Annotated in this window: 20 protein-coding genes and 1 tRNA gene; 12 read left to right on the top strand and 9 right to left on the bottom strand. The window is 71.0% G+C overall.

The window, feature by feature from the left end; all coding sequences use genetic code 11:
- Window positions 1–47: 47 nt before the first annotated feature.
- From AB0H86_RS17260 to AB0H86_RS17230, 7 genes are all read right to left on the bottom strand, one after another.
- The gene (locus AB0H86_RS17260; protein ID WP_362438341.1) at window positions 48–1,028 is read right to left on the bottom strand and encodes a hypothetical protein; all 981 of its coding nucleotides are present in this window, start codon (window positions 1,026–1,028) and stop codon (window positions 48–50) included.
- A gap of 104 nt (window positions 1,029–1,132) precedes the next feature.
- A complete protein-coding gene (locus AB0H86_RS17255) occupies window positions 1,133–2,380 on the bottom strand; it encodes a metal-dependent phosphohydrolase (protein WP_362438338.1) in 1,248 nt (415 codons plus the stop codon).
- Window positions 2,377–3,723, bottom strand: a complete 1,347-nt coding sequence (locus AB0H86_RS17250) for an HD-GYP domain-containing protein (RefSeq protein ID WP_362438335.1) — start codon at window positions 3,721–3,723, stop codon at window positions 2,377–2,379. The genes AB0H86_RS17255 and AB0H86_RS17250 overlap by 4 nt, the downstream gene beginning before the upstream one ends.
- Before the next feature lie 153 nt (window positions 3,724–3,876).
- A complete protein-coding gene (rsrA, locus tag AB0H86_RS17245) occupies window positions 3,877–4,179 on the bottom strand; it encodes a mycothiol system anti-sigma-R factor (RefSeq protein ID WP_362438332.1) in 303 nt (100 codons plus the stop codon).
- Window positions 4,176–4,862 carry an RNA polymerase sigma factor SigR gene (gene sigR, locus AB0H86_RS17240; RefSeq protein WP_362438329.1) on the bottom strand — a complete coding sequence of 229 codons (687 nt, stop codon included), beginning with the start codon at window positions 4,860–4,862 and terminating at the stop codon, window positions 4,176–4,178. The genes rsrA and sigR overlap by 4 nt, the downstream gene beginning before the upstream one ends.
- Before the next feature lie 257 nt (window positions 4,863–5,119).
- Entirely contained in the window at window positions 5,120–5,749 is a 630-nt protein-coding gene (locus AB0H86_RS17235) for an alpha/beta family hydrolase (RefSeq protein WP_362438581.1), read from the bottom strand.
- Window positions 5,750–5,759: 10 nt separating this feature from the next.
- A complete protein-coding gene (locus AB0H86_RS17230) occupies window positions 5,760–6,575 on the bottom strand; it encodes an SOS response-associated peptidase (protein WP_362438326.1) in 816 nt (271 codons plus the stop codon).
- 203 nt (window positions 6,576–6,778) lie between these two features.
- Between AB0H86_RS17230 and AB0H86_RS17225 the strand changes: the two genes are divergently transcribed.
- From AB0H86_RS17225 to AB0H86_RS17200, 6 genes are all read left to right on the top strand, one after another.
- Window positions 6,779–7,447: a Type 1 glutamine amidotransferase-like domain-containing protein gene (locus AB0H86_RS17225; RefSeq protein WP_362438323.1), complete on the top strand. Its 669-nt coding sequence runs from the start codon at window positions 6,779–6,781 to the stop codon at window positions 7,445–7,447.
- Window positions 7,429–7,590, top strand: a complete 162-nt coding sequence (locus tag AB0H86_RS17220) for a hypothetical protein (protein WP_362438598.1) — start codon at window positions 7,429–7,431, stop codon at window positions 7,588–7,590. Before AB0H86_RS17225 ends, AB0H86_RS17220 begins: the two co-directional genes overlap by 19 nt.
- Window positions 7,591–7,916: 326 nt before the next feature.
- Complete coding sequence (locus AB0H86_RS17215) at window positions 7,917–8,639, top strand: M50 family metallopeptidase (protein ID WP_362438320.1); 723 nt, start codon at window positions 7,917–7,919, stop codon at window positions 8,637–8,639.
- Between the two features lie 133 nt (window positions 8,640–8,772).
- Window positions 8,773–10,089, top strand: coding sequence for a 3-phosphoshikimate 1-carboxyvinyltransferase (aroA, locus tag AB0H86_RS17210; RefSeq protein ID WP_362438318.1), 1,317 nt, complete (start codon window positions 8,773–8,775; stop codon window positions 10,087–10,089).
- Window positions 10,090–10,098: 9 nt separating this feature from the next.
- Complete coding sequence (gene rsgA / locus AB0H86_RS17205) at window positions 10,099–11,109, top strand: ribosome small subunit-dependent GTPase A (RefSeq protein ID WP_362438315.1); 1,011 nt, start codon at window positions 10,099–10,101, stop codon at window positions 11,107–11,109.
- Window positions 11,110–11,239: 130 nt separating this feature from the next.
- Window positions 11,240–11,563 carry a multidrug efflux SMR transporter gene (locus AB0H86_RS17200; protein WP_362438312.1) on the top strand — a complete coding sequence of 108 codons (324 nt, stop codon included), beginning with the start codon at window positions 11,240–11,242 and terminating at the stop codon, window positions 11,561–11,563.
- Between the two features lie 118 nt (window positions 11,564–11,681).
- Here AB0H86_RS17200 and AB0H86_RS17195 read toward each other — a convergent pair whose 3' ends face one another.
- Complete coding sequence (locus tag AB0H86_RS17195) at window positions 11,682–12,293, bottom strand: helix-turn-helix domain-containing protein (RefSeq protein WP_362438309.1); 612 nt, start codon at window positions 12,291–12,293, stop codon at window positions 11,682–11,684.
- A 176-nt stretch (window positions 12,294–12,469) separates the two neighbouring features.
- On the opposite strand from AB0H86_RS17195, the gene hisN reads away from it, so the two are divergent.
- The 6 genes from hisN (at window position 12,470) to AB0H86_RS17165 (ending at window position 17,425) form a co-directional block, all read left to right on the top strand.
- Window positions 12,470–13,270: a histidinol-phosphatase gene (gene hisN, locus AB0H86_RS17190; protein ID WP_362438306.1), complete on the top strand. Its 801-nt coding sequence runs from the start codon at window positions 12,470–12,472 to the stop codon at window positions 13,268–13,270.
- A 191-nt stretch (window positions 13,271–13,461) separates the two neighbouring features.
- Window positions 13,462–13,854 carry a CBS domain-containing protein gene (locus AB0H86_RS17185; protein ID WP_362438304.1) on the top strand — a complete coding sequence of 131 codons (393 nt, stop codon included), beginning with the start codon at window positions 13,462–13,464 and terminating at the stop codon, window positions 13,852–13,854.
- Between the two features lie 207 nt (window positions 13,855–14,061).
- The gene (locus AB0H86_RS17180; RefSeq protein ID WP_362438301.1) at window positions 14,062–14,478 is read left to right on the top strand and encodes a Fur family transcriptional regulator; all 417 of its coding nucleotides are present in this window, start codon (window positions 14,062–14,064) and stop codon (window positions 14,476–14,478) included.
- Between the two features lie 162 nt (window positions 14,479–14,640).
- Window positions 14,641–15,408, top strand: coding sequence for an ABC transporter ATP-binding protein (locus AB0H86_RS17175; protein WP_362438299.1), 768 nt, complete (start codon window positions 14,641–14,643; stop codon window positions 15,406–15,408).
- Complete coding sequence (locus AB0H86_RS17170) at window positions 15,405–16,265, top strand: ABC transporter permease (protein ID WP_362438296.1); 861 nt, start codon at window positions 15,405–15,407, stop codon at window positions 16,263–16,265. Before AB0H86_RS17175 ends, AB0H86_RS17170 begins: the two co-directional genes overlap by 4 nt.
- Window positions 16,262–17,425, top strand: a complete 1,164-nt coding sequence (locus AB0H86_RS17165; RefSeq protein WP_362438293.1) for an ABC transporter substrate-binding protein — start codon at window positions 16,262–16,264, stop codon at window positions 17,423–17,425. The genes AB0H86_RS17170 and AB0H86_RS17165 overlap by 4 nt, the downstream gene beginning before the upstream one ends.
- 58 nt (window positions 17,426–17,483) lie before the next feature.
- On the opposite strand, the gene AB0H86_RS17160 is transcribed toward AB0H86_RS17165, so the two are convergent.
- A tRNA-Met gene (locus AB0H86_RS17160) sits at window positions 17,484–17,557 on the bottom strand.
- Window positions 17,558–17,983: the final 426 nt, after the last annotated feature.

Raw genomic sequence — 17,983 nt, 5'->3', positions numbered from 1 at the left:
AATTCTGCGAGTACAGCCTAAACGCAGCCCCGAAGCGCAGGATCCGATCAGCAGACCTCTTCCAGATCCCGCCAGGCCCTGGAATCGGGACTGTCCGCGACCCACCCGTCCAGCAGTCCCCGAACCAGCGAAGCCGGCGCGGCCACCCCGCACTCCCGCTCCGGCACCCACAGTTGTCCGTCGGTCCGGTGCTGAAGCGGCCCGGGATGCCCCGGCTCACTGTGATCATGCGGGTCGAGATGCTCGCCGTCGCCCTCGTCGGACGGCATCCGTGACTCGGAGCACATCCGGCACAGCAGCCGTACGGATGACGACCAGTCCTCCGCCGCGAACCCCGCGTCCGCGGCCAGCTGCTCCAGCGCGTCCCGGTCGGTCTCGCTCGCGGCCTCCAGCAGCACCACCCAGGTGGGCACCGGCGACGGCGCCCACAGCTCGATCTCGTCGAACACCGGGTAGGCGTGCCCGGCCGTGGTGGTCCGCTCCCCGTGCGGCACCCCGTCGTGCAGGACGACCTCGCCCCAGCGCCGCCCGGACGACGGCAGCGGAATGGACAGCACCTCGATGCGGGCGGGATCCAGCCGCCGCCCCCAGACCACCTCGGCCTCCCCTTCCGGGGACAGGCGTACGGCCGCGCTGCCGAGGTCCATGCCGAGCGGTTCGCCGTTCGCCGTGGCGCCGCCGGGCACCCGCAGCCCGTACGCCTGCCAGGCCCGCCGCGCCAGCGGCCAGTCCTGGAGGGCGGTGGCGGCGATGCCGACGTTCCACCAGTCGGGCGCCCCGGTCTCCCGGTCGAGCAGGGCCACGGCACGCAGTCCCGCCGCCCGGGCCTGCTCCCAGTCGTGCCGGAACTTGTGGAGGAGGGCGAGATTGAACCAGGACTCCGACAGCCAGGGCTCCAGATCGGCGGCCCGCGTCAGCAGTGCGCCCGCGTCCTCGTACCGACCGTCGCCGATCAGCGTGAACGCCCGGTCTGTGGCCTGCCGCCAGGAGGCGGAGGGCCGGTGCCGTCCCTTGCCGAAGATCCTCACGATTCCCGCCTGCCAGTTCCGTTCAGTGGGCTGGCTGTGCCCCCGGACACCCTCTCCATCGCATCCAACCACGTGCGGCTGGAAGGACGCTCATTACCCATGGGTTACCCAGCCTGGGCGGGGGTCAGACAGTCCCTTGTCAGGACTCTGGCCAGCGCCTCGACCACCTCGGGCGCGTACTCCCCGGCACCGCCCAGGCGCAGCTCCTCCAGTGCCGTCAGGGGCCCGCCGGGCCCGGCGTCGCGTGCCTTCTCCTCGTACGCGTTGACGGCTCGCACGATCCGCGCGGCGAGCGGCTGCTCCGCGCAGGGGTCGGCCTGCCGCTCCACGACCGCCGCCACCTGCGCGTTCACCCCGGTCTGCCGGACCACGGCGCCGCCAAGGAGGGCGATGCGCCGCTGTTCCGACTGGGGCAGCGCGGCGGTGGCACCGGCCGGCACGGGGTCGACGAGGCTCAACTGCCCGATGTCGTGCATGAGGGCCGCGTACTCCAGAACGGTGAGTTCGGGCCCGGACAGCCCGAGGTCCCGGCCGACCGCGAGGCTGAGCGCGGCGACCCGGCGGGCATGCCCGGCGGGGGTGTACCCGGCGATCTCGGTGGCCCGGGCGAGGGAGGCGATGGTCTGCCGGTAGATGGCCCGAACGGCGGTGTAGCGCCGCAGGGACAGCTGGGTGAGCAGCAGCGGCAGCGAGAACACGGGCACCGCCCACAGTCCGACGACGGCCACCGCGAGGGCCATCACCGCCCCCGTCGCACAGACGGCGGACCCGATCCCGAGCAGCGCCCGCAACTCGTCCCACAGCAACGGACCGAAGGGCCAGCGGGTGCGGGAGTGGGCCAGCGCGGCGGCGAGCACGGCGTCGCACAGTGCGGTGAGCGAGAGCAGCGCGAGCACCAGCAGGGCGTACCCCGGGCCGCCCCACTTACCGAACGCCCCCCGGCTGTAAAGGGGTTGGAAGCACACGGCGGCGAACCCGACGGTGAGCAGCCGCCGGGCCAGATGGTCCAGGGTCGGACCGTGTCCCCGCGCGATGTGCGGCACGCTGCCGAGGAGGGCCGCGGCGAGCACGACGCTGACGACCTGGAGGGCTCCGTGCCGCGTCGGCTGCCCTGCGTCCGCCCCGAGCAGGGCGTACGCCAACGCCCCCGCGGCCGCCAGCGGGGCGGCCTCCCTGCCCTGGGCACCGGTCCACCGGGTCAGCTCGCCGACGGTGACCAGCACTCCGAAGGCGAGGGCGACACCGCGTTCCTCCAGGCCGGTCCAGAGGGTGACGGCGAGGGAGACGGAGGCGAGGAGGGCGGCGGAGGTGTGGACGAGGGCGAGGAGAAGGGGAGGCCGACGGCAGTTCATCGGGGTGCTCCCGGCAGGCGGGCGGCCGAAGGGCGGGGCCGGGGCGGGTGTGCCGCCTCGTCGGCGGTGACGGCCGGGTACCAGCCTCCCGCGCTCTCGGCCTCGCTCGGGCGGGGGTATCCCCATCGGCCCAGTGCCCGCACGAGGGCCGTCACCATCCGGGGGTCGAACTGGGTTCCGGCACAGCGCTCCAGTTCCTTCAGCGCCGCGCGCAGGGGCCGCGCCCGACGGTAGGACCGGGTGGACGTCATCGCGTCGAACGCGTCCGCGACCGCCACCACTCGTGCGGACTCCGGGATCTGACCGCCCGCCAGTCCGTAGGGGTATCCGCTTCCGTCCAGCCGCTCGTGGTGGTGCAGCACGGCCGCCCGGGCCTCCCCGAGGAAGGAGATCCCCCGCACCATCTCGTGCCCGTACTCGGGATGCAGCTCGATCACCCGCCGCTCCTCGGCGGTCAGCGGGCCGTCCTTGCGCAGCAGCCGCGTGGGCACGCCCAGCTTCCCCACGTCGTGCAGGATCCCGGCGAACCGCAGCACCTCGACGCGCTCTTCGGGCATGCCCAGTTCGCGGGCGATCATCATCGAGGCCTGCCCGACCCGCTCGCTGTGCCCGCGCGTGTAGCCGTCCTTGATGTCGACGGCCTGCACGAGCGCCCGGATCGTCGCCTGGTGGGCGGCCCGCTCCCGGTGGTACTGCGCGAACACCCACCAGGACACGCACATCGGCAGCAGCACCAGCAGCGCGGCGACGGGCCCGTACGGGCTGCGCCACAGCACGGCCATCATCAGCCCGGCGAGCCCGTGCACGGCGAGCGGCGCGAGGGAGCGCAGAAACAGCCCCCGGCAGGCCCGTCGTACCGGAACGCGTTCGGCGAGGACCAGGATTCCCGCGTCCAGCACGCTCAGCGCCAGGCAGAACGCGAGCACCGCGGCGCCGGCCGGGGCGAGCGCGTACGGGAAGTCGGGAGCGTCGACGGCGTCCTGTCCGCCGAGCGCCCCGTGCACCCGCGCGGCCGTCCACACGCCGACGCCGAGCTGGGCCGCCCGCCACACCCGCCGCAGCCATCGCGACCGCTGCTCGACGGAGGACAGCAGTGCCCCCGGCAGCGCGACCAGTGCGGCGGCGGCCGGGGGCAGCAGGAAAGCGCCGGCGAGCAGGACCGGGTGGAACGTTCCGGCGAACCGCCATCGGGCGGCCGCCCGCTCGCAGCCGGCGTACAGCGCGGCGAGCAGGGCGACCGCCCACCAGGGTGTCCGCACGGTCGGCAGCGGGGCCAGACAGATCAGCGCCAGGACGACGACACAGGCGACGTACGCCCGTGCCCGTGCCGGTACCGCGTCCATCGCGCCCCTCCCCGGCCATGCCTGCTCCGGGTCCGGAGCCTAGGACGGCGGGAGGGGGAGGCGTGGGCTCATCACCCGCGGATTAGCACGTTCGGGTGATGACCGGCCGTTCTGCGCGTGTCGCCGACCCGATCGGGCCGCGCGGGCGGGAGTTCAGGACTCCTGCGGGGACGCGGTGACGTCGTGCTCGGGCACGGTCTGCCCGGAGCGGATCAGATCGAGCCGCCCCAGGACCTTGGAGCGCAGGTCGGTCGGCACGTCGTCATGGCCGCAGCACCGCTTGACCAGCTTCTTCACGGCCTCTTCCAGGCCGTACTTCTCCAGGCACGGCGAGCACTCCGTGAAGTGCTGCTTGAACTTGTCGCGGTCGACGTCCGGCATCTCACTGTCGAGGAACTCATAGAGATGATCGAGTACCTCACTGCAGTCCGTCTCGTGCGGCTCTCCGCAGCTCATGAGCCCGAGCCTTTCGCTTCGTTCGACTCTCCGGCACCCGCCGGGACCAGCCCGCGCTCACGGGCGTAGTCCTCCAGCATGCCGCGCAGTTGACGGCGGCCCCGGTGCAGGCGGGACATCACCGTACCGATGGGTGTCCCCATGATGTCCGCGATCTCCTTGTACGCAAAGCCCTCGACGTCCGCGAGATAGACGGCGATGCGGAATTCCTCGGGGATCGTCTGAAGTGCTTCCTTCACGTCCGAGTCGGGCAGATGGTCGAGCGCCTGCGACTCGGCTGAGCGCAGACCTGTCGACATGTGCGACTCGGCGCGGGCAAGCTGCCAGTCCTCGATCTCCTCGGCCGCGGAGCGCTGGGGTTCGCGCTGCTTCTTGCGGTACGAGTTGATGAAGGTGTTGGTGAGGATCCGGTACAGCCAGGCCTTGAGGTTGGTGCCCTCACGGAACTGGTGGAAGGACGCGTACGCCTTGGCATACGTCTCCTGCACCAGGTCCTCGGCGTCTGCCGGGTTGCGCGTCATGCGCAGCGCGGCCGAGTACATCTGGTCGAGGAACTCGAGCGCGTCCCGCTCGAAGCGCGCACTGCGCTCCGCGGCCGACTCCGCGCCCGTGCTGCCCTGGCCCTCGGGCTGCTCCGCCTGGCCGTGATCGGTCCCTGCGTCGGTACCGGTGACCGGACCCACCTCCTCAAGATTCCGGACGCGACCGAGACCGGTCCCGCCAGAATCGGAGGATAGACGACGATCCGGTCCGCCCGCCGCCCGGATAGGGGCGGTCTTCGCCGCATGCAGCACCGTCCAGTCCAGGTCGGCGCGGGCGCTGCGGCTCGGGCAGGTGGTCGAACCCATGCGGCGGACTTCCTCTCCTACGACGTCGGTGCCTGTGCTCAGCACTTCTGTCCGCCACAACGCCGGGCCCGGCCCGCAACATTCCCGAGCCATTACGCCAGTGACGCGGCCCACGAGAGAACACCGTCGGTGATGAGCCTCACTGCCTGCTCCTGGGTGATCTCCGCCCGCTTCGGCACCGCGAAGCCGTGATCGCCGTGCGGAATCTCGACCAGTTCGTACGCCCCTTCGGGGAACTCCGCCGGCTTCCCGAACGGGTCGTTCCCCCCTTGCACTACGAGGGTGGGCACCCCGGCACCGAGCAGTTCCCCGGCGCGGGACTTCTCGGGCTTGCCCGGAGGGTGCAGCGGGAAGCTGAGGGCGAGCACGGCGTGCGCGCCCAGCTCGGTGGCGGTACGGCAGGCGACGCGGGCCCCGGCGCTGCGTCCGCCGGAGATCACCGGCAGTCCGGGCTCGGCGAGTGCGGGCCAGACGCCCTGCCATCCCACGTCCAGCGTCCTGGGCGCGGGCGCCAGCTTCTTCCCGGCCACCCGCCAGGGCTGTTCGACGAGGGCCACGGTCACGCCGTGCTCCGGGAGGGCCTCGGCGAGTGCCCGCAGGTCACGTGTCTCGATGCCGCCTCCGGCGCCGTGGCTGACGGCCAGCACCAGCCGTGCCTTCCTCGCCTGGTGCCAGGTGATGCGGGCGGCACCGGCATCGGTTTCGACGATCTCTGTCACGATCTCTGTCACGTCAGAAGAGTGTGCCCTCTTCGGGCCCCTCCAGCTCCTTCAGCAGCTCCGGTCCGTTGTTGCGGACATTGCTGACCGCGGTGGTCACCGGGTACGCCCGCATCAGCCCCTCGCGCGGCGGCGCGAGCAGCGGGCGCAGGTCGTGAGGGTCCGTGCGGGACGGGTCCAGCCAGGCGTCCCAGCGGTCCGGGGTCAGCATCAGCGGCATCCGGGGGTGGATCTCCGCCAGCGAGTGCGGCCCCGGCTCGGGTGCCACCGCGAGGGGGCTCGTCTCGGCCTCCGTGGTGATCACGGAGCAGGTCACCCACCAGGCCCCCGGGTGGTCGTCGGGCAGCGTCTTGTCCCGCCAGAACTCGTACAGCCCGGCCATCGCGAACACGGACCCGTCGGCGGGGAGCACGAAGTAGGGCTGCTTGCGCGGCCGCTTCTTCTTCCCCTCGACCTCCAGATCCCGCTCCTGCGCTCCGGTGACCCACTCGTAGTAGCCGTCGGCGGGGATGACGCAGCGGCGGGCGGCGAAGGCGCGCCGGTACGACGGCTTCTCGTGGACGGTCTCCGCGCGCGCGTTGATCATCCGGGCCGCGCCCTCGGGGGTCTTGGACCAGCTCGGCACCAGCCCCCACTTCAGCTTCCGCAGCTGCCGAACCGGTCGCGGGTCGTCCGTGTCCTTGAGAGGGCGGTCGAGGACCGCGTAGACCTCTTTGGTCGGGGCCACGTTGTAGTCGGGGGCCAGGGTCTCCTCGGGCTCCCACTTCTCGATCTCGAAGACTCCCGCGAGATCCTCGGGGCCACGACTCGCCGCATACCGTCCGCACATACGTTCCACCTTGATGCTCTTGTGCCCCACTCACCGGGCCACGTCCAAGAGTGGCAGACCCCTGCCGAGCGCGGTCGAGGCGAACCAGTGCCGCGGGCCGTGCGGCGACCACTTCGTCACCCAGGGTCCTCACCACTTTACGTAAGGCGGACGAGCGTGATCGCGGAGTTGATCGCGCGTGGTGATCATGATTGGCTCGGCCGGTGAAGCTTCTGTTGACGGCGAGTGGTCTGCGCAACGAGACGCAGCGCATCGCGCTCCGGTCCATGCTGGGCAGGCCGTTCACATCGGCGAGGCTCGTCTACATCCCCACCGCGTCCGTCGCCGAGCCCGGCGATCACGGATGGGTCGTCGAGGATCTGAGCCGCCTGTACGGTCTCGGCTGGCGGGAGCTCGACATTCTGGAACTCAACGGTCTGCCCCGGGGGATGGTCCTGGACCGGCTCTCGCGCGCCGACGTCATCTACGTCCAGGGCGGCAACCACTACCACCTCGCACGCAGCATCAGCGGCAACGGCTTGGCCGACGCGTTCCTCGACATGCTGCGGGACCGGGTCTACGTGGGCGTGAGCGCCGGGTCGATGATCTTCAGTCGGCATCTCACCGAACACTCCGCCGACGTCATCGGCGACACCGCAGACCTGCACGCGCTCGACGCGACGACGGTTCAGTCGCCGTTCGGCCTCTTCGACTGGTACCTCAAGCCCCACCTGTACTCGCCGAACTTCCCGGAGCGGAACGACGCTTGGGCCGATCGCATCGTCGAGCGGGCCGATTTCCCGATCTACTTCATCGACGACGAGACGGCCGTCCGCGTCCGCGACGGGGAGGTGGATGTCGTCACCGAGGGCCGGTGGCGCTTCCACCCCTGACCCGCCGGGAATACGGCCCGGCGGCCCTCTCCTCGGCGGACCTGCTGGTCCACCAGCGGCGCGGAAGGTACATCCGGCACGAACTGGACGTCACCACTGTGGCCCGCCTGGGCAGCGATTTCCTCGAGAGCATCCTCAGATGACGTCCGCGGTGACACCGGCGGGCAGTCGCCCGTCCCAAGACGGGTTTCGTGAGGCGTTCTCAGGTGACTCCAAGTCAGCACACAGCCGGCACCGGTAGATCAGGAGCCCCGGATCACTCCGGGGCTCCAATGCCGTGACCTGCACATTTACCTGTCAGGAACGATCGCTGTCAGCTCGGCGTCTCAGATACCGCCCGCACATACGTGCCACACTGCCAGGCCCACCCGCCGCCCGCCGCCCGCCCACCACACCGCGACGATCACTCCCCGACGATTGCGCCACGCGCCAACCCCCTGACCGACACCCACGGGAGCCACCGCCGACCATGCACACCACCGCATCCGAATCGCTCGCCTCCCTCTGGGACGAGATCTTCGGCAGCCAGCCCGACCCCGACCTGTGGGTGGTGCTCGCGACCCTGGCCGCCTCGCTCGCCGTGGTCATCCCGCACCCGCTGTGGCGCATAGCGCGCAACGCCATCACCATCGCGCACGAGGGCGGCCACGGCCTGATCGCGCTGCTCACCGGCCGCACCCTCACCGGCATACGTCTGCACTCGGACACCAGCGGGCTGACCGTCAGTCGCGGCAAGCCGCACGGCCTCGGCATGATCCTCACGGCCGCGGCGGGCTACACCGCTCCCCCGCTGCTCGGCCTCGGCGGCGCCGCGCTGCTCGCCAGCGGCCACATCACGGCCCTGCTGTGGCTGGCGACCGCCCTGCTGATCGCGATGCTCGTGATGATCCGCAACGCCTACGGCGCCCTCACCCTGCTCCTCACCGGCGGTACGTTCGTGGTGGTGTCCTGGCTGACCGGTCCCCAGGTACAGGCCGCGTTCGCGTACGCGGTGGTCTGGTTCCTGCTGATCGGCGGGGTGCGCCCGGCCTTCGAACTCCAGGCGAAGCGGGCGCGCGGCGGCGCGGGCGACTCGGACGCGGACCAACTGTCCCGGCTGACGCATGTGCCGGCGGGGTTGTGGCTGTTTCTGTTCCACGCGGTTTCGCTGTGCTCGCTGATGGGTGGGGGGCGCTGGCTGCTGGAGCTGTGACGCGGCCCCGAACGCGGCGCGGCAGGGGCGCGGCAGGCGCGCGGGGCAGCGACCATACGCGGCTCCGTCCCGTGGGTGCGACCAGCCACAACGCTCCCGCACCCGACCGACCGCCTGCTTATAGAGTGGCCCCATGGCCCCGAACCCCGCAGACACCGCCCTCTGGCCCGCCCCACACGCGAGCGGCGCCGTCGATGCCACGGTCCACGTGCCCGGGTCCAAGTCGGTCACCAACCGCGCCCTGGTGCTCGCGGCCATCGCCTCGGAACCGGGCTGGCTGCGCCGTCCCCTCCGTTCCCGCGACACCCTGCTGATGGCCGGCGCGCTGCGCACCATGGGCGTCGGCATCGAGGAGGGCGTGGGTCCCGACGGCACCGGCGAGACCTGGCGGGTGCTCCCGGCCGGCCTGCGCGGCCCGGCCACGGTCGACGTCGGCAACGCCGGCACGGTGATGCGCTTCCTGCCGCCGGTCGCCGCGCTCGCCGACGGCCCCATCCGCTTCGACGGCGACCCGAGGTCGTACGAACGTCCCCTGCACGGCGTGATCGACGCGCTGCGGGTCCTCGGCGCCCGTATCGACGACGAGGGCCGCGGCGCGTTGCCGCTGACCGTGCACGGCGGGGGCGCCCTGGACGGCGGCCCGGTGGAGATCGACGCGTCCTCGTCGTCCCAGTTCGTGAGCGCTCTTCTGCTGTCCGCCCCGCGCTTCAACCAGGGCGTGGAGGTCCGTCACACCGGTTCCACGCTGCCTTCCATGCCGCACATCCGGATGACCGTCGACATGCTGCGCGCGGTCGGCGCCCAGGTGGACACCCCGGAGTCGGGTGGCGAGCCGAACGTCTGGCGGGTCACCCCGGGTGCTCTGCTGGGCCGTGACCTGACCATCGAGCCGGACCTCTCCAATGCCCAGCCGTTCCTGGCGGCGGCCCTGGTGACCGGCGGCAAGGTCGTGATCCCGGACTGGCCGGCCCGCACCACCCAGCCCGGCGACCGGCTGCGCGAGATCTTCACCGAAATGGGCGGTACCTGCGAACTGACCGAGTACGGCCTGGAGTTCACCGGATCGGGTGCGATTCACGGCATCGATGTCGACCTGGGCGAGGTCGGCGAGCTGACCCCGGGCATCGCGGCGGCCGCGGCCCTCGCGGACTCCCCCTCCACCCTCCGGGGCGTGGCCCATCTCCGTCTGCACGAGACGGACCGGCTGGCCGCGCTCACCAAGGAGATCAACGAACTCGGCGGTGACGTCACCGAGACCGCCGACGGTCTGCACATCCGCCCGCGCCGACTGCACGGCGGGATCTTCCACACGTACGAGGACCACCGCATGGCGACGGCCGGCGCGATCATCGGCCTGCTGGTCGAGGGGGTGCAGATCGAGAACGTGGCGACGACGGCGAAGACGCTGCCCGACTTCCCCGACCTGTGGACCGGGATGCTCGGGGCATAGGGGCTTCGCATGCGTCGCTACGGCAAGCACACCGACGAGGACGACATCCGCTCCCGTCCGAACCGCAAGGGCAACCGGCCCCGGACGCATATCCGGCCCAAGCACGAGGACGCCGTCGAGGGCATGGTCCTCACCGTCGACCGCGGCCGGCTGACCTGCCTCGTCGACGGCCGGATCGTTATGGCGATGAAAGCCCGCGAACTGGGCCGCAAGGCCGCAGTGGTCGGCGACCGCGTCGCCATCATCGGTGACCTGACCGGCAAGAAGGACACCCTCGCGCGCATCGTCCGCATCGAGGAGCGCACATCGGTCCTGCGGCGCACGGCCGACGACGACGATCCCTACGAGCGGGTGATCGTCGCCAACGCCGACCAACTGGCGATCGTCACGGCCCTTGCCGACCCGGAGCCCCGCCCGCGCCTCATCGACCGCTGTCTGGTGGCCGCGTTCGACGCCGGTCTCGAGCCGTTGCTGGTGATGACGAAGTCGGACCTGGCGCCGCCCGACAAACTCCTCGAGCTGTACGGCGACCTCGACATCCCCTACGTCGTCACCAGCCGCGGGGAACTGGAGAACGGCGACGCGGCGCGGCGGGTCCGCGAGGAACTCGACGGCAGGATCACGGCGTTCATCGGGCACTCGGGCGTGGGCAAGACGACCCTGGTGAACGCGTTGGTCCCGGAGGACCGGCGCCGCCTCACCGGCCATGTGAACGCGGTGACGGGCCGCGGCCGTCACACCACCACCTCGGCGCTCGCGCTGCCGTTGTCGGACGACGACGGCTGGGTGATCGACACCCCGGGCCTGCGGTCGTTCGGCCTGCACCATGTGGACCCGTCCCGGGTGATCAACGCCTTCCCCGACCTGGAGCCCGGCACCGAGGGCTGCCCGCGCGCGTGCAGTCACGACGAGCCGGACTGCGCTCTGGACCAGTGGGTGGCGGACGGCCACGCGGACCCGGCCCGCCTGTACTCACTGCGCCGGCTGCTGTCCACGAGGGAGCGCACGGAAGGCGACTGACCTGGGCGTTGTTTGTCTTCCCGGGTGTCCGGTAAGGGCATAATCGCACCGAGCCGGATCCAAGCCAGACCAAAGCCAGACGAAGCGGTCCACGAACGCTGGAGAACGTGGACATACGGGAGGACAGCACATGGCGTGGCTGCTGGTCATCGTGGCCGGGTTCCTGGAGACCGGATTCGCCGTCTGTCTGAAGCTGTCGCACGGCTTCACCAGACTCTGGCCGACGGTCGCGTTCTGCGTCTTCGCACTCGGCAGCTTCGGGCTGCTGACCCTGGCCCTGAGAAAGCTCGACGTGGGCCCGGCGTACGCGGTGTGGACGGGCATCGGCGCGGCGGGCACGGCGATCTACGGCATGATCTTCCTCGGCGACCTGGTGTCGACGTTGAAGATCGTCTCGATCAGCCTGGTGATCACGGGCGTGATCGGACTGCAGTTGTCGGGATCGGCGCACTGAGACTGCCGCCGCAGGGCATGTGCCGCCGCAGAGAGACAGACTCCGCACGGAGCCAACCGTCCTACGGAGACAACCGTCGTACGGAGAGACAGCCCCTCCACCCCCGCCGGACCCGGCGCTACGGCGTCAACTGGCGTGGCAGCGCCCTCCGTACGAGATCCGCCACTCCGCCCTCGCCCGGCGGCGCGGCCGCACAGGACAGCGCGAGCCGGACGACGAGTTCGCAGGAGCGGGCCAGATCGGCGGCCTCCGACCTGGGCGTGCCGGGCCCGGCGAGCACGGTGACGGCCCGGTCACGGACGAGGGCCACGAAGTCACCGGGTGACGGCAGCGGGCCGTCCGCCCGGCGCTGCGCCGGTACCGCCGAGGAGGACGGCACGGCCTTCAACGTCGGGGAGGGCAGCCGCTCGCTCCAGCAGCCGGTGAGCATGGCCCGTACGAGCGCGTTCTCCTGGGCGGTGGAGGCCGTCCACTCAGCGGTCACCGTCAGCCGCCGCAGGGCGTCGCCGTGTCCGGTCAGCGCCCGCTCGACTCCGGTGAGATAACCGTCCGCCTCTCGGCGCACGAGCGCGCGAGCCAGGCCCTCCTTGCTGCCGAACTCGTTGTACAGGGTCTGCCGGGACACTCCGGCCGCCGCGGCCACGTCGACCATCCGCACCGCGGACCACGGTCGGCGCGCCAGCGCCTCGTAAGCGGCGTCCAGCAGGGATTCCCGCGCTGCAGGCATCATCGCCTCCCGGGGGCGATCGGCTCTGCGCCCAGATTTGACGCGCACAGAGTCACTGTCAAGGGTTCGCGAGGGCGCGCGGGGGCGCTCGGCCGGCTCGCACAAGCTGCCGTCCCCGGGCGGCCCGGCCACGAAGCCCCCCTGTAGCCGGTACCCACCTCGGCAGATACCGTTCCTACATGCCCGATTACCACGACGACCTCCGTCTCGCCCACGTTCTCGCGGACGCGGCGGACGCGGCCACCATGGAGCGCTTCAAGGCTCTCGACCTCAAGGTCGAGACGAAGCCGGACATGACCCCGGTCAGCGAAGCGGACAAGTCCGCGGAGGAACTCATCCGCGGTCAGCTCCAACGCGCCCGGCCCCGCGACGCGGTCCTCGGCGAGGAGTACGGCATCGAGGGCACCGGCCCACGCCGCTGGGTCATCGATCCGATCGACGGCACGAAGAACTACGTACGGGGAGTGCCCGTCTGGGCCACCCTCATCTCCCTGACGGAGGCGGCGGAGGGCGGTTACCAGCCCGTCGTCGGCCTGGTCTCCGCTCCCGCACTCGGCCGCCGCTGGTGGGCCGCCAAGGGGCACGGGGCCTTCTCCGGGCGCAGCCTCACCGCCGCCTCCCGACTGAGCGTCTCCCGCGTCTCGAAGCTCTCCGACGCCTCCTTCGCGTACTCCTCGCTCACCGGCTGGGAGGACCAGGGCCGCCTGGGCGGCTTCCTGGACCTGACCCGCGAGGTGTGGCGCACACGCGCGTACGGCGACTTCTGGCCCTACATGATGGTCGCCGAGGGCTCGGTGGACCTGTGCGCCGAACCGGAGCTCTCCCTCTGGGACATGGCCGCGAACGCGATCATCGTGACGGAGGCCGGCGGCACCTTCACCGGTCTCGACGGCCGCCCGGGCCCGCACAGCGGCAACGCGGCGGCCTCCAACGGGCTGCTGCACGACGAGTTCCTGGGGTATCTCAACGAGCGCTACTGACCTGCGCCGGGCACCGTCGGCGCGGAGCAACGGGCGCCGCCGACAGGCACAGATGAGCGCGCGCGCCCTCAATTGACCGCACGCGCCCTCTTGTTGACCTCCGCTTTACCTGCCACTCTGAGAGCACCCTCATTTGTGAACTTGTGAACCGCTGAACGAACTCGGCGGTTCTTGGAGGTGACTCGGAACCCATGCTGGTCCGCGACGCCATGAGCACGGTGGTTCTCACCATCGGCCCCGCCCACACCCTCCGCAGAGCGGCCGCCCTGATGTCCGCGCGCCGCGTCGGTGCCGCGATCGTCCTCGACCCCGACGCCGGCGGCATCGGGATCCTGACCGAACGCGACATCCTCAACTCCGTGGGGCTCGGCCAGAGCCCGGACACGGAACACGTCCACGCCCACACCACCGCCGACGTCGTCTTCGCCGCCCCGGCCTGGACCCTGGAGGAGGCGGCCCGCGCCATGGCGCACGGCGGCTTCCGTCACCTGATCGTCCTCGACCGCGACGGGCCTGTCGGCATCGTCTCGGTGCGCGACATCATTCGCTGCTGGGTCCCGGCCCGACAGCACGCACCTGCCTGACCACGCGCACGGGCCGGCCCCTTCCGGAGAGTCCGGCCCGTCCGCTCACGACAAGGGGTCCAGTCTCGATCTCACTGGATCTCACTGGATCTCACTCAATCCCACTCGATCCCACTCGATCCCGTAGTAGACAATGTCTAAGTCGAGTATTTTTCCAAAGTCACACCCATTCGGAACCTGGTCTCCCTAGCTGCTAGGCTGTTCCGTATGAGTGACCTTCTGGAACGACTGCGCGGCCGCGGATGGCGGATGACCGCGCAGCGGCGCGTCGTGGCCGAGGTCCTCGACGGCGAACACGTCCACCTGACGGCCGACGAGGTCCACTCCCGGGCTGTCGTCAAGCTGCCCGAGATCTCCCGGGCGACCGTCTACAACACGCTGGGCGAGCTGGTCTCCCTGGGCGAGGTGCTCGAGGTCGCCACCGACAAGCGCGCCAAGCGGTACGACCCGAACGCGCACCAGCCGCACCACCACCTCGTCTGCGCCCAGTGCGGCGCCATCCGGGACGTCCACCCCACCGGCAACCCGCTGGCCGACCTCCCCGACGCGGAGCGCTTCGGCTTCACGGTCTCGGACGTCGAGGTGACGTACCGGGGCGTATGCCCGAACTGCGCGGCGGCCTAGCCTCTCCGGCGACGCGGCCCTCCCTCTTCGAAAGCCCCGGCACCCATGGGTGCCGGGGCTTTCTGTCGTGTACCCCCTTCAGCACCCTTCCCGTATCTGACGGGTCGTCATATCGTCGTGCGGCACGCCCCCACCCCGTACCGAACTCCGCGAGGAGCAATCGTGGGAGACCCGCACCCAAAACTCCACGCCACCGAACTGACCCGCACCTTCGGCCGCGCACCCCGCGCCGTCGAGGCCCTCGGCCCCCTCGATGTCACCGTCGCCCCCGGCGAGTTCGTCTGCCTGGTCGGCCCCTCCGGCTGCGGGAAGTCCACCCTGCTGCGCATCGCCGCGGGCCTGCTCCGCCCGAGCACCGGCCGCCTGGAGATCCGCACGTCCAGCGCCCGCCCGGCCGCCATGATCTTCCAGGACTACGGCATCTACGACTGGAAGACGGTCCGCGCGAACGTCCGCTTCGGCCTCGACGTCCAGCGCGCCCCGCGCCGCGCGGCGAACGCACGCGCCGACGAGTGGCTGACCCGCATGGGCCTCGCCGACTTCGCGCGCGCCTACCCGGCGACCCTCTCCGGCGGAATGCGTCAGCGCGTGGCGATCGCCCGCGCGCTCGCCGTCGAACCCGAACTCCTCCTCATGGACGAGCCGTTCGCCGCCCTCGACGCCCAACTCCGCATGATCCTCCAGGAGGAGCTGCTGGAGCTCACCCAATCCACCCGCACCACCACCCTCTTCGTCACCCACAGCCTGGAGGAGGCGATCGTCCTCGGCGACCGTGTCCTGGTGATGTCCGCCCGCCCGGGCAGGATCATCGCCGAACACCGCCCGCCCTTCCCGCGCCCGCGCACCGGCGACATCCGCTCCACACCCGGGTTCACGGCCCTCAGGAGCGAGCTGTGGGACCTCCTCCGGAAGGAAGCGGTGCCGACGTGACGACGATCACTCCCCGCCGGGACTCGCTCGTCGTCCGCCGCCCCGGCCCCCGGGAACTCCACCCCGTACGCGCCCACCGTCGCCGCCGTGCCCTGGAACTGTCACTCGCCGCGGCCGTCCCGCTCCTCCTGGTCCTCCTCTGGCAACTGGCCGCCACCCAGGCCTGGATCGACGACCGCGTCTACCCGGCCCCGTCCACGATCCTCGCCGACGGCTGGGACCGGGCGGCGGCCGGTGACCTGTGGCCGGACGTGTGGGCGACACTGAAACGCGTCCTGGCCGGCTACGCGATCGGCACCACGGCGGGATACGCGCTCGGCCTGCTGATGGGCTCCCTCCCCCTGGTCCGAGCCGCCCTGGAACCCCTCCTGGACGCCCTGTACGTCGTACCGAAACTGGCCCTGCTCCCGATCTTCCTGAACATGTTCGGCCTGGGCGAGGGGCCCCAGGTGGCCCTGGTGGCGGCCACGGTCTTCTTCTTCGTGTGGATATCGACGATGTCGGCGGTGATCGCGGTCCCGGCCGGCCACCGCGACGCGGGCCGGGTCTTCGGCGCCTCCCCGTGGCAGATGTTCCGCCACGTACTGCTGCCGGCGTCGTTGCCGCAGGTCCTCGTGGGCGCCCGGATAGCGGCCGGGGTGGCGGTCCTGGTGATCGTCGCCTCGGAACAGATCGCCGCCACGAACGGTCTGGGCCATCTGATCTTCGACTCCCGCGCGCTGTTCCAGAACGACGTGATGTTCGTCGGCATCGTCTGCGTCGCCGCGCTGGGGGTGCTCTTCTCCGAACTGATCCGGCTGGTGGGCAGGTTGCTCACTCCATGGGCACCGAGGGACCGAGGACGGGGGCAGTCATGAGGGAACCCATGAAGCGGCACAAGAGGGGGCGTGTGTACGGTGCCGTGGTCGCCGTCGGCGTACTGCTGGCGTCCTCGGCCTGCTCGTCGCCGTCGGCCGACCGCGCGGAGCCGAAGGCGGACCTGATGACGCGCACGGTCCGCCCGGTGGCCGGCTGCGGCGACACCTCCTGGACGGACCCGGCGGACCGCTCACCGACCCGCGCGCCGGCCCGTTGTCGCCCCGGCGCCCCCGCCCCACAACCACTCCCCGAGCCCCGGAAGCTGACGATCGCGACGGGGACCTTGAGCGCCGAGTACGTGGCACCACTTCAAGTCGCCCTCGACAAGGGCGAGTTCAAGAAGGACGGCCTGGACGTCACGCTGAAGGTCCTGCCGACACCGGACGCGCTCCCGCTGCTGGCCAAGGGGGACATCGACGCGCTGTGGGCGGCCCCGGAGGCGGCGGTCATGAACGGCGTCCGGGGCGGCTTCGACATCAGGTGGGTGGCGGGGAATTTCTCCCCCGACCCGAAGTCGAAGAGCGGCCTGTGGGTGCGCTTGAGGGACGGTGAGAGCGCGGACGCGGTGGCGATGGCGGGACGTCGTATGGGCACGATGATCGGCAAGGGTTCGGTGATCGCGTACCCGATGGAGAAGGCACTGGAGGCTCACGACGGTGGCCTCGACCGCATCCAGTACCAACAGCTGGGCTCGGCCGACGTGCTCACGGCCCTGCGGAACGGAGGCGTCGACTCGGCCTGGCTCCTCGACCCCGTCTGGCGCCGCGTCGACGGTGAACCGGGCTACGCCTTCCTCGGCGGCCAGCCCCTGGGCGAGCCCCTCGGCGGCATGCTCTACGGCCCTAGCCTGCTGAAAGACGACGTGGACGCGGGGGTGGCTCTCCTCCGCGCGTACATCCGCACGGTCAACACGTACTTCGCGGCGGACTACAAGAAGAACGAGACCTTCGTCGCCTACCTGGCCAAGCTCCTGAAATCAGACGAGGAGATCCTCCGCTCCACCCCGCCCCTCCACATGGACTGGGAGATCCGCACCGGCACCACCGACCGCCTCCAGTCGGCGTACCGCGCCCAGGGCGTGACAGAAGGCGACGCACTCCCCGAATCGAAAACCGTGAACAGAGCTCTGTACGAGGAAGCAGTGGGCCACCACCCCTGACGACCCAGACAAAAACCGAGGGCCGGAACCCTTTCGGATTCCGGCCCTCGGCCTTCAGTAGCGGGGACAGGATTTGAACCTGCGACCTCTGGGTTATGAGCCCAGCGAGCTACCGAGCTGCTCCACCCCGCGTCGATGAATGGAACACTACGTCAAGGACACGCACAGAGGCAAATCCATTCCCCCCACCCATCAACGCAGGTCAGCCACCACCCCGACCGGCACCCAACGACGAGACCGCCCAGCCCGAACAGGGGCGCTGGGACGCAGCCCCAGCGGTCACACAGCGGGCCGGACGGGACCAGGGGCACAGCCCCACGGGGAGGCGAGGGCAGGGGACGCAGCCTTCGCCGGGCCCCAGGGACGGCACCCCCGCGAGGAGGCGAGAGCAGGGGACGCAGTCCCCGCCAGGCCCCAGGGACAGCACCCCGGCGAGGGGTGCAAGGGACGCAGTCCCGCCAGGACACAAGGGACGGCGGGTCCGCCAGCGATGCAGGGGGCCGAGCCCCCGCGAGATGTCCAGGGACCGAGCCCCGCGAGGGGTGCAGGGGACGCAGG

Origin of the sequence: Streptomyces sp. NPDC050997 (genome assembly GCF_040660135.1) — a bacterium.
Classification (GTDB): Bacteria; Actinomycetota; Actinomycetes; order Streptomycetales; family Streptomycetaceae; genus Streptomyces.
Note: the sequence above shows the minus strand (reverse complement) of the source record. Positions and strands in the feature narration are given on the sequence as shown.

Coding starts and splice junctions, on each gene's coding strand:
- AB0H86_RS17255 (WP_362438338.1), bottom strand. CDS start 2,380: ATGAACTGCCGTCGGCCTCCCCTTCTCCTCGCCCTCGTCCACACCTCC.
- AB0H86_RS17250 (WP_362438335.1), bottom strand. CDS start 3,723: ATGGACGCGGTACCGGCACGGGCACGGGCGTACGTCGCCTGTGTCGTC.
- rsrA (WP_362438332.1), bottom strand. CDS start 4,179: ATGAGCTGCGGAGAGCCGCACGAGACGGACTGCAGTGAGGTACTCGAT.
- AB0H86_RS17230 (WP_362438326.1), bottom strand. CDS start 6,575: ATGTGCGGACGGTATGCGGCGAGTCGTGGCCCCGAGGATCTCGCGGGA.
- AB0H86_RS17215 (WP_362438320.1), top strand. CDS start 7,917: ATGCACACCACCGCATCCGAATCGCTCGCCTCCCTCTGGGACGAGATC.
- aroA (WP_362438318.1), top strand. CDS start 8,773: ATGGCCCCGAACCCCGCAGACACCGCCCTCTGGCCCGCCCCACACGCG.
- rsgA (WP_362438315.1), top strand. CDS start 10,099: ATGCGTCGCTACGGCAAGCACACCGACGAGGACGACATCCGCTCCCGT.
- AB0H86_RS17200 (WP_362438312.1), top strand. CDS start 11,240: ATGGCGTGGCTGCTGGTCATCGTGGCCGGGTTCCTGGAGACCGGATTC.
- AB0H86_RS17195 (WP_362438309.1), bottom strand. CDS start 12,293: ATGATGCCTGCAGCGCGGGAATCCCTGCTGGACGCCGCTTACGAGGCG.
- hisN (WP_362438306.1), top strand. CDS start 12,470: ATGCCCGATTACCACGACGACCTCCGTCTCGCCCACGTTCTCGCGGAC.
- AB0H86_RS17185 (WP_362438304.1), top strand. CDS start 13,462: ATGCTGGTCCGCGACGCCATGAGCACGGTGGTTCTCACCATCGGCCCC.
- AB0H86_RS17180 (WP_362438301.1), top strand. CDS start 14,062: ATGAGTGACCTTCTGGAACGACTGCGCGGCCGCGGATGGCGGATGACC.
- AB0H86_RS17165 (WP_362438293.1), top strand. CDS start 16,262: ATGAGGGAACCCATGAAGCGGCACAAGAGGGGGCGTGTGTACGGTGCC.